Below are 9,796 nucleotides of genomic sequence, written 5' to 3' on the forward strand. Positions count from 1 at the left end.
AAACACTGCTCCTTCCTGTTAGCGTTCTTGCTGCTGTTCGGGCCGTCCGTTCTGCGGGCGCAGGCTCCGGCCAAACCCAGTGCTGCTGAGTTGTTGCAGGATCTTAAAAAGCTGAATGTGCTCGGAAGCGTGCTGTATGTCGCGGCTCATCCCGACGATGAGAACACACGCTTTATTGCCTATCTGGCAAATGAGGAGTTGTATAATACCGGCTATCTTTCTGTTACTCGCGGCGATGGCGGCCAGAACCTGATCGGACCGGAGATACGCGAAGGACTGGGCATCATCCGGACGCAGGAGCTGCTGCAGGCACGCCGTACCGATGGGGGCAGGCAGTTCTTCACAAGAGCCAATGACTTCGGTTATTCCAAAAATCCGGAAGAGACGTTTGCGATCTGGGACAAAGAGCAGGTGCTGAGCGATATGGTATGGGTGATCCGCAAGTTCAGACCCGATGTGATCATCACGCGCTTTTCACCGAAAACATCCGAGACCCATGGGCATCATACGGCATCTGCCATGCTGGCCAGCGAAGCCTTTGATGCCGCCGCCGATCCTAAGCGATTCCCCGAACAATTGAAACATGTCACGGTATGGCAGGTAAAGCGGGTGCTCTGGAATACCGGCGTATGGTCTTTCAAAAGCCAGAAAGAGTTTGAAGACTATGGCTCGCAACTGCTGAAGGTGGAAGTAGGCGGGTATAACCCGCTGCTGGGCAAGTCTTACCCGGAGATTGCTGCCCTGAGCCGCAGCATGCACAAGAGCCAGGGCTTCGGCTCTTCCGGTGCCAGAGGCAGTGCGATCGAGTACCTGGAGCATACCAAAGGCGAACGGGCCAAAGCGCAGCTTTTTGAAGGCATCAACACCGGCTGGAGCCGCGTAAAAGGCAGCGATAAGGTAGCCAAGCTCCTGCAGCAGGCCATCAACGATTTCCAACCGCAGGACCCTGCTGGCATCGTTCCTACACTCCTGGCCGCAAAAAAGGAAATAGCCAAACTGCCCGACAGTTACTGGAAAAAAGTAAAGACACAGGAACTGGATGAGGTGGTGAAGCACAGCCTCGGCCTATACCTGGAAGCCGTGGCTGCCGACTTCGCCGTGACGCCCGGAGAGCGCCTGAGCCTTCAACTGGAGGCGATCAACCGTTCCAAAGTACCGGTGCAGCTGCAAAGCATCCGGGCGGATTACGCCCGCAGCGACAGCACCCTGAACCTGGCTTTAGGGGAAAATGAAGCACAGCGTATACCTGTTACGGTTCAACTGCCGGCTTCAGCGCCCCTTTCGCAACCGTACTGGCTGCAGCAGGAAGGCACGCTGGGCTTATTTCATGTGGACAGTCAGCAGGAGATAGGGCTCCCGGAGAACGGACCGGCTGCCAGTGTAACGTTTAACCTGCTCATCAGCGGACAACCCTTTCGCTATACCGTGCCGGTGGTATACAAGCGTACCGATCCGGTAGAAGGGGAGCTGTACCGTCCATTGGCTGTCACGCCGCCCGTGTTTGTGAATATTTCAGAAAACGTACTCATGTTTGCTTCGCAGGAACCCAAGCCGGTGCATGTGCTGGTGAAGTCCGGAAAAGCGAATATCAAAGGAAACCTGGCCCTGCAGTTGCCCAAAGGCTGGCGCGTGGAGCCGGCACAGGTGCCTTTTGATCTGAACCAGAACGGGGAGGAACAACTGGTGCGGTTTATGGTGCATCCACCCAGGGGGCAACAGGAGGTAGTGCTCAAAGCGGTGGCTACCGTAGAAGGGAAGCCTTATACCCGTGGCCTTCATGTCATTCAATACAACCACATCCCCACTCAAACCACCTTCCCCGAGGCGGTGGTGAAAGCGGTGCGCCTGGACCTGAAGCGAAATGGCGAGCAGGTGGCCTACCTCATGGGAGCCGGCGATGACATACCGGCCAGCCTGCAGCAGATCGGCTACCAGGTGACCATCCTGAAAGATGCAGACATGACCGAGAAGAATCTGCAGCGATTCGATGCCGTTATTTTGGGCGTCCGTGCCTACAATACGGTGGAGCGGATGCGTTTTTATCAGCCCCGGCTGCTGAACTACGTGCAGAACGGGGGCACACTGATCGTGCAGTACAACACCGCGCAAAGCTTGCAGACAAAAGAGGTTGGCCCTTATCCGCTGAAGATATCCAGCCAGCGGGTGACCGTGGAAGATGCCGATGTGCGTTTTATGAAGCCGAATCACCAGGTACTCAACACACCGAATAAAATTACGGCAAAAGATTTTGAAGGCTGGGTGCAGGAGCGCGGGCTGTACTTTGCAAGCGAATGGGGCAGCGAGTACGAAGCGATCCTTTCGAGTAATGATCCCAACGAGCCGGCACGGGAGGGTGGTATGCTGATCGCCCGGTATGGCAAAGGACATTTTGTGTATACCGGTTATTCCTGGTTCAGGCAGTTGCCGGCCGGTGTGCCCGGGGCTTACCGCATCTTTACCAACCTGATCTCACTGGGTAAAAACGGTGTGACAACGGGTAGTACAGGAGAAAGTGCAGTTAAATAGTTATACCTGGCAAAAGATATCCGGACGAAGGAAACCTTTCACAAAGGGTAAATGATGGTATCATTTTATAAGTCTTTCGTCCCAGAAAAAACATGAAAGAAGAAGAAGACAACACGCCATCAGAACTGGATAAGCCGCCTTTCTTTAAAAGCTGGAGAGGGATGTACTGGCTGGTGCTGGGCAACCTGGCTTTCCTGATCACCCTGTTTTATATTATCACCAAAATCTACGAATGAGGTTACTGGACTGGATCGTACTGCTGGGTACGCTCGGCTTTATAGTGAGTTATGGTGTCTGGAAGACGCGCGGCAGCAAAGACATAGAAGGCTACCTGAAGGGCGACAACTCCATGAAGTGGTGGACCATCGGCCTGTCCATCATGGCAACACAGGCCAGCGCGATCACCTTTCTGTCCACGCCGGGGCAGGCGTACGAAGACGGCATGCGCTTTGTGCAGTTCTACTTCGGCCTGCCGATCGCCATGGTCATCATCTCGGTTACGATCATTCCTATCTTTTACCGGCTCAAGGTATACACCGCCTACGAGTACCTGGAAAACCGCTTCGACCTGAAAACCCGTTCGCTGGCTGCCATGCTTTTCCTGGTGCAGCGCGGCCTGGCAGCAGGTATAACGATCTATGCGCCGGCCATTATCATGTCTACTATTCTGGGCTGGAACCTGACCGTTACCAACCTGATCCTCGGGGGTTTGGTGATTATCTATACGCTGTCCGGGGGCACCAAAGCGGTGAGTGTGACGCAGAAGCAGCAGATGGCCGTGATGATCGGTGGTATGCTGGTAGCAGGCTTTATGGTGGTGCATTACCTGCCGGAGGACGTTTCGTTTGGGGATGCCGTGGCAGTGGCGGGCAAGATGGGCAAGATGAACATCGTGGACTTCTCCTGGGATTGGGAAACGAGCTGGAACGACAGGTATAACTTCTGGTCAGGTATGACGGGCGGGCTATTTCTGGCGCTGTCCTATTTCGGCACCGATCAGAGCCAGGTAGCGCGCTACCTGGGCGGGAGATCGGTGGCGGAGAGCCGGCTGGGGCTGCTCTTCAACGGCCTGCTCAAGATACCGATGCAGTTCATGATCCTCTTTATCGGGGTGATGGTTTTCATCTTTTACCAGTTCAACCAGCCCCCGCTCTTTTTCAACGAGGCAGCCAAAAACAAAATACACAACACAGAATATGCCGCTGACCTGGAAAAGCTGGAAGCCAGGCACACGACTCTTTTTGAACAAAAACAGCTGGCAGTCAGAGGCCTGGTATCGGCCCTGCGCACAGAAAACGATGCTGCCATTGACGCGGCGCAGGCTGAGGTAGAGAGTATTACTAGTGCCTCTTCGGATGTGCGCACGGAAGTAAAATCGCTCATTTCCAAAGCCGATCCGGAGGCCGAGACAAGAGACACCGATTACGTCTTCATTTCCTTTGTGATGAAATACCTGCCGGCCGGGCTGGTCGGGCTGCTGCTGGCTGTGATCTTTTCGGCGGCGATGTCGTCGACAGCTTCTGAGTTGAATGCACTGGCCTCCACCACGGTAGTGGACATCTACAAGCGATCTGTCAAGCAGGATGGCAGTGACCTGCACTATGTGCGTGTTTCCAAGTTATTCACAGCAGCCTGGGGATCGCTGGCGATCATCTTTGCCACCTATGCCTCCATGCTGGATAACCTAATCCAGGCTGTGAATATCATCGGCTCCATCTTCTACGGCACCATTCTGGGCATTTTCCTGGTTGCATTTTACTTCAAATACATCAAAGGCCACGCCGTGTTCTTAGGTGCTCTGCTGGCCGAAGCAGTGGTGCTCTATTGCTTTAAATACACCGATATCGCCTTTTTGTGGTTCAATGTGATCGGTTGTGTGGCCGTGATCGTGTTCGGGACGATCCTGCAGGTTATTATCAACCAACGAAAAAGAGTGAAGCAGGCAGCGTAAGTAGTTGTCATTTCGAACACGCTTGAGACGGGAGTCGAAAAGAGCCAGCGTAGCTGGGAGAAATCAGGAATATTGCGGGGCCCGTGAAAAAGTCCAGATTTCTCCCGATGGTCGAAATGAAAACGATTTTTCTACTCCAACTCCGACTGCCTGGGTTTACGGCCTGCCACAATGTAAATCAGGCTGCCGCCTGCTGAAATGTATTCCCCGTTCTGAAGCCGCTGCTTGAGGTTGAACTTGTTGTAGAGCAGCTTCTGCCAGTAGGCATCAAATTTGTCCTTGTCGCCGCCCCCGGCCATAAAGTAGTTCAGATTGTCCTGGTACTGGTAACCCATCGCCTCCGATTCAATCCAGCTGATCATCTGCTCTACGCGCAGCATGGTTTCCGCAGAGTCATAAGGCGGAATGATGGAAAGTGCCTTGTCCGAAATCCATACCTTGGTGTCGCGCAGGCCGGCCTTTACAAATAAGTCCGGTATAACATCGCCCAACGAGTTGAAGCCTTCACCGAGTCGCTTCTTGCCTTTCTCGATCCGCAGCTTCACCTCCAGTACTTCCAGGGTACTTTCTACGTCAAAGTCAGTTTCGCCATACCTGTCAAACATCAGGTTGGGTACCAGGTTGTTGGGCTCCAGGGCTACTACCCAGCCACCCGGTTTGGTGATCCGGATCATTTCCTCTATGACGCGCTGCGGGTCTTTCACATGTATCAGCAGGGTCTGGCACAGCGTGATGTCGGCCAGGTTATCGGGCAGGGGAATGTCGGAGGCATTGCCTACCAGGAATTTGTAATCGATCGGGTTGTGAAGGTAGATGCTCTGGGCCCGTTGCTGCGCTTCCTCGATGTATTCAGCCTCAAAATCCACGCCGTATACCCGAGCGCCTGCCGGCAGGTATTTCGAAAACTTAAAGCCCATCATGCCCTTTCCGCAGCCAATGTCCACCAGCGACTGACAATACTCCAGGTTCAGGCGTCGGGCCAGCAGCTCCAGGTAATCTTCATTCCACCAGTACTCCCGGGCTGGACCCAGGTGATCTTCTGAATGCCGTTTATCTTCTTGTTCTTCCAACAGGTATAGGTTTTAACAGGTACAAAAAAGAAAGCCCCTGTCCGAGCAGAGGCTTTCTGTAGTATAGGAAGCAGGTATAGCCTACTTCATTTTCTTCCACTCCGCGATGGCTTTTTCATTCATACGCACATAGTCGGCATTGTTTTCCTTTTTGGCCAGGGCGATAGATTGCTCAGCGGTTTTCACGGCGCCTTTGTAGTCTTTCAGCTTGGCCTGGATCTTGGCCTGCGCGTGCAGGTTCCAGAATTTAGGGTCATTGGCATTGGCTTTTTTGATCCACTCGAGCGCCTGCTTCATGTCCTTGTTGTTGTCATGGTAGTAGTTCGCTGCCGCCGCGAATAGACCGGCAGGCACCTCTTTGCCATTTACTACACGCTCCTGGATCTGGGCCATTACTTTGCTGTCCACATCGGTTTCGATGGTGAACTTGGCGATGGTCTTGTCCCAAAGCAGCTCTACATCGGCTGTGTTGCTTTTCAGGTTAGCGAAGTTGATGGTGAAGGTTTCTATGGCTCTCGGGTTGGTCTGAGGCTTCACAGTGAAACGAAGCTGGTCATTTTCCTGCTTGTAGGCCGCAACGTTGCCACCCAGTTTGGTGTCTTTGTAAAGGATGATGGTCCACTCATTCTGGCCTGGAATCGTTAGCAAGGCATACTCACCCGCAGGAACTTTGGTACCCTGAATGCTTACTTCCTCGCTGAATTTGAACAACGTGGCATCGTTTGCCCCCGTGCGCCATACCTTGCCATAAGGCACCACATCGCCACCAAAAATAGAGCGTCCCTTTACGGATGGGCGTGAGTAGTTCACTGTAACATCAGCCAGGCCAACTTTTTGGGTTATGGATGCTGCCGGGCTCGCGGCTGGCATGGCTATACCTTGCTGCTGTGCCTGTGCAGCGCCTGCGCCGCAGAGCAGAGCTGCTGAAAGCAGGATGCTGAATAAAGTTTTTTTCATGGGTATATTTTATTAAAGTAGGGTTTTGAAGGTAATATTACAGAATATCTACCAATTTAACCAGTAAATTCCGCCGGAGCAGCAGCGGCCGGCTTTGCAGTTAACTGCTTCTTTGTCAAAAATGTTTTTATCCCTATCAGACTTTCTTTTACGATTATAAATTATACCTTCGCATAAGTACACGGGGTGCTTGGCAATGTAAAAGCTGCCAGGCTGAGATGATACCCGCGACCTGATCTGGATAATGCCAGCGTAGGAAATGTAACCGCTCATAGCGCCATTACAAGGTGCTAACCCATATCCATCCTATCTGCTTTAGACAGTCGGGTTATTTTTAACCAAAAAAATACCTGCTGTGAGCAATCTGCAAAGACAAAAATTTGACCTGGTAACCCGCGACCTGCGCCAATGGCAGGGCCGTGAAGAATGGTTCTTTAACCGCGACCACACCGACACTTACGAACTGTGGTATGAGGGCCGCTACAAGCGGGCTGAGGTGTGGCAGAAAAAAGTGATCGGCCAGCTGATCCAGAAAGACAAGCGCGTCAAGACCCTGCTGGAGTTTGGCTGCGGCACCACCCGCTTTACCCGCTGGTGGAAGGAGATCGGCATTGAAGCCAGCGGCGGCGATATTTCCCCCTTCATGCTGGGGCAGGGCGTGCACCTGTTCGACGGCGATCTGGTATTGGCCGACTCGCATCACATGCCTTTCAAAGACCATACCTTCGATGCCCTGGCCTTCATTACGACCTTCGAGTATTACAAAGATCCGGTGAAAGTGATACAAGAGGCGGCGCGTGTAGGCAAGCATGGCATTGTGTTCGGTATGATGAACAGAAACTCCCCCAAAGTGGTCAGGAGGAGGATACAGGAGATGTTTGGCAAGAATCCCTTCTACGTTACGGCCACTTTCTATACCCCTAAAAAGCTGATGGCAGTGATCGGGGAGGCCCTGCAAGACAGAGACTATACCATCGAATGGACGACTACCGGGCTGCCGGAGTGGTTTCCGGTGCAGCAGTGGCACCAGCCCTACGGCGATTTCTTTGGCATGTATGTACGCTTAAATGATGTGAAATGAGCGCCTTCGAAGACAACTCCGGGAAAATAGCCGCTGCAGCGTTCAAAGATGTGTTGCTGCCCCACCATGGCGCAAAGCGGGAAGAGGTGCTGGTAGGGCCGGCGTTTGGGGTGGACACTGCCGTCATTAACCTGGGAAACAACCTGGGTATGGCCGTGTCCAGCGATCCGCTTTCGCTTATACCTTCTATCGGGCTGAAAGAGTCAGCCTGGCTGTCGGTACACCTGCTGGGCAACGACATGGCAACCACCGGCTTTGCTCCCATGTACGCACAGTTTGTACTCAACCTGCCCACCAGTTTATCGCTAGAGGCTTTCAATGAATACTGGGAGTATATCCACCAGTTCTGCCAGGATCTGGGCGTTTCCATTACCGGGGGACATACCGGGCAGATCGAGGGGCAGAACTCTACTGTTTCGGGTGGTGGTACCATGTTTCTGACAGCACCTCTGGATGAAATACTCACCAGCAACAGGGCACAGCCCGGCGACCTCCTGGTCGCGACGAAGGAAACGGCTTTGGTGTCTACTTCCATCCTGGCCATGAGCTTTCCGGAAACGGTGAAAAACAGGCTTGGAAGGGAAGTATGGGAGAGAGGCTGTGAGAATTTTTACCGGACCTCCTCGCTTCCCGAAGCTCTTGCTGCAAAAGAGGTGTTGCAAAGCCATACGGAGCTGAAGGCTATGCACGATGTGACCGAAGGCGGCATGGTGGGCGCTATCTGTGAGATGGCAAATGCCTCCAACTGTGGTTTCAGGATCTATAACGATGCCCTGCCGGTGGGGGAGGCGCAGCAGCAGATAACGGCGCTGTTCGACATTGACCATCGTTTCAGTGTAGGGGCCGGCTCCATGATCATGGCCGTAAAGCCGGGAAACGAGCAGAAACTGATCGGACATCTTGCTTCCAAAGCTATCAAAGCGTCGGTGGTGGGAGAGATGTTGCCTCCGGAAGATGGGTTCAGGATAGTGGAGCATGACGAAGAGAAGGCCCTCCTCTTTGATGGCAGAGATCCGTACTGGGAGGCCTTCTTCAACGCTTATAAAGCTGGCTGGAAATGAGAAAGTATAAACCGATTACCGGAGGCGTATACCTGGTGCTGGACCCAAGCATAGACCGGGCCCTGCTCATGCAAAAGGTAAAAGATGCGTTGGAAGGTGGCGCCAATGTGCTGCAGATCTGGAACAACTGGCCCACTGGCTATACCCATTCAGACAAGCTATCGCTGATACAGGAACTAGTGGCGCTTGCTTATATCTACCAGGTGCCGGTGCTGATAAACGAGGAGTGGCAACTGCTGAAGGACACGGAACTGGCAGGCGTTCACTTTGATAACACTCCTGCGGATTTTGAAACTTTGAAGGCTGAACTGAACAGGGACTTTATGTGCGGCATAACCTGCAGCAACGATCTGGAGGTGGTTCGCTGGGCTGACCGGCACCAACTGGACTATGTTTCTTTCTGCGCTGTGTTTCCTTCGCCCTCGGCAGGAAGCTGCGAAATTGTGCAGCCCGATACGATCCGGGAGGCGCGGGAGATCACGCAAAGGCCTCTCTTTCTTTCCGGGGGCATCACAACCGAAAATATGGGTACACTGCAAGGCCTCGATTATGATGGGGTGGCCGTGATTTCAGGTATAGTGAACGCTGCATCAGCCAGAGATTCGACTGCGGCCTACAAACAAATCTTAAACAAGTATAACCAATGAGACTGTCTCTTTTAGATAAGCTTTGCTGTCCGGTGGACAAGCACGAACTGACGTCGCAAATTTTTGCGCAGCATGAGAACGGGGATATTATAGAAGCGCTGCTAACCTGCCCTGCGTGCAAAAGGTATTACCCGATTGTATACGGTATACCTATTATGACACCAGACGAATACCGCGAGAGGGCGCTGGAGGAGCCTATTTTAAAGAAATGGGGATTGGCACTGGAGGAAGCTGAGCAGCAGGTGTTCTTTCTGAAAGTATAAGCCTAACCTGTAGTTGCTCCTGGCGAGCCGCTAAAAGCTGTGGCCTATACTTAACCCGAATCGGGGTACGATGGCCGGGCCAGGCGTTTTTTGGTTTATTTCCGTAGACAGGAAAGGTGTCAGGGCTACGCGCACCAGCAAGCCCCCCTGCGGATCCTGGTAACGGAATCCTATACGGCTGAAATACATATTTTGTAGCAGGTCCGGCTCATCCGTGAAGCGGCGGGTATAGCCAAGCCC

Annotated in this window: 9 protein-coding genes, 1 pseudogene and 1 riboswitch; of the genes and pseudogenes, 7 read left to right on the forward strand and 3 right to left on the reverse strand. The window is 53.1% G+C overall.

Features of this window, described 5'->3' with window-relative positions:
* From OB13_RS09755 to OB13_RS09765, 3 genes are all read left to right on the forward strand, one after another.
* Positions 1-2,526 (forward strand): PIG-L family deacetylase (locus tag OB13_RS09755; RefSeq protein ID WP_461489977.1); only part of this gene is annotated, 2,526 nt, incomplete at its 5' end.
* 92 nt (positions 2,527-2,618) lie between these two features.
* Positions 2,619-2,762, forward strand: a complete 144-nt coding sequence (locus OB13_RS09760; protein WP_461489978.1) for a hypothetical protein — start codon at positions 2,619-2,621, stop codon at positions 2,760-2,762.
* A complete protein-coding gene (locus OB13_RS09765) occupies positions 2,759-4,477 on the forward strand; it encodes a sodium:solute symporter family protein (RefSeq protein WP_461489979.1) in 1,719 nt (572 codons plus the stop codon). The genes OB13_RS09760 and OB13_RS09765 overlap by 4 nt, the downstream gene beginning before the upstream one ends.
* Before the next feature lie 131 nt (positions 4,478-4,608).
* Here OB13_RS09765 and OB13_RS09770 read toward each other — a convergent pair whose 3' ends face one another.
* Entirely contained in the window at positions 4,609-5,547 is a 939-nt protein-coding gene (locus OB13_RS09770; RefSeq protein WP_461489980.1) for a methyltransferase domain-containing protein, read from the reverse strand.
* A gap of 81 nt (positions 5,548-5,628) precedes the next feature.
* Positions 5,629-6,504, reverse strand: a complete 876-nt coding sequence (locus OB13_RS09775) for a DUF2911 domain-containing protein (RefSeq protein WP_461489981.1) — start codon at positions 6,502-6,504, stop codon at positions 5,629-5,631.
* A 172-nt stretch (positions 6,505-6,676) separates the two neighbouring features.
* Positions 6,677-6,781, forward strand: a riboswitch (TPP riboswitch).
* A gap of 78 nt (positions 6,782-6,859) precedes the next feature.
* On the opposite strand from OB13_RS09775, the gene OB13_RS09780 reads away from it, so the two are divergent.
* Genes OB13_RS09780 through OB13_RS09795 form a run of 4 tightly spaced genes read left to right on the forward strand, consistent with a single transcriptional unit; the run spans position 6,860 to position 9,556 of the window.
* On the forward strand, positions 6,860-7,585 hold the full coding sequence (locus tag OB13_RS09780; protein ID WP_461489982.1) for a class I SAM-dependent methyltransferase: 726 nt from the start codon (positions 6,860-6,862) through the stop codon (positions 7,583-7,585).
* Entirely contained in the window at positions 7,582-8,646 is a 1,065-nt protein-coding gene (locus OB13_RS09785; protein ID WP_461489983.1) for an AIR synthase-related protein, read from the forward strand. The genes OB13_RS09780 and OB13_RS09785 overlap by 4 nt, the downstream gene beginning before the upstream one ends.
* Positions 8,643-9,293, forward strand: coding sequence for a thiamine phosphate synthase (locus tag OB13_RS09790; protein ID WP_461489984.1), 651 nt, complete (start codon positions 8,643-8,645; stop codon positions 9,291-9,293). The genes OB13_RS09785 and OB13_RS09790 overlap by 4 nt, the downstream gene beginning before the upstream one ends.
* Positions 9,290-9,556 carry a Trm112 family protein gene (locus OB13_RS09795; RefSeq protein ID WP_461489985.1) on the forward strand — a complete coding sequence of 89 codons (267 nt, stop codon included), beginning with the start codon at positions 9,290-9,292 and terminating at the stop codon, positions 9,554-9,556. The genes OB13_RS09790 and OB13_RS09795 overlap by 4 nt, the downstream gene beginning before the upstream one ends.
* Positions 9,557-9,586: 30 nt before the next feature.
* On the opposite strand, the pseudogene OB13_RS09800 reads toward OB13_RS09795, so the two are convergent.
* Positions 9,587-9,796, reverse strand: a pseudogene (locus tag OB13_RS09800) (hypothetical protein); the annotation flags it as partial.

The sequence above is a fragment of the Pontibacter sp. HJ8 genome (assembly GCF_054824225.1).

Excerpts from the sequence above, each read along its gene's own strand:
- OB13_RS09775 (WP_461489981.1), bottom strand. The coding sequence starts at position 6,504 with ATGAAAAAAACTTTATTCAGCATCCTGCTTTCAGCAGCTCTGCTCTGC.
- OB13_RS09760 (WP_461489978.1), top strand. The coding sequence starts at position 2,619 with ATGAAAGAAGAAGAAGACAACACGCCATCAGAACTGGATAAGCCGCCT.
- OB13_RS09785 (WP_461489983.1), top strand. The coding sequence starts at position 7,582 with ATGAGCGCCTTCGAAGACAACTCCGGGAAAATAGCCGCTGCAGCGTTC.
- OB13_RS09765 (WP_461489979.1), top strand. The coding sequence starts at position 2,759 with ATGAGGTTACTGGACTGGATCGTACTGCTGGGTACGCTCGGCTTTATA.
- OB13_RS09795 (WP_461489985.1), top strand. The coding sequence starts at position 9,290 with ATGAGACTGTCTCTTTTAGATAAGCTTTGCTGTCCGGTGGACAAGCAC.
- OB13_RS09790 (WP_461489984.1), top strand. The coding sequence starts at position 8,643 with ATGAGAAAGTATAAACCGATTACCGGAGGCGTATACCTGGTGCTGGAC.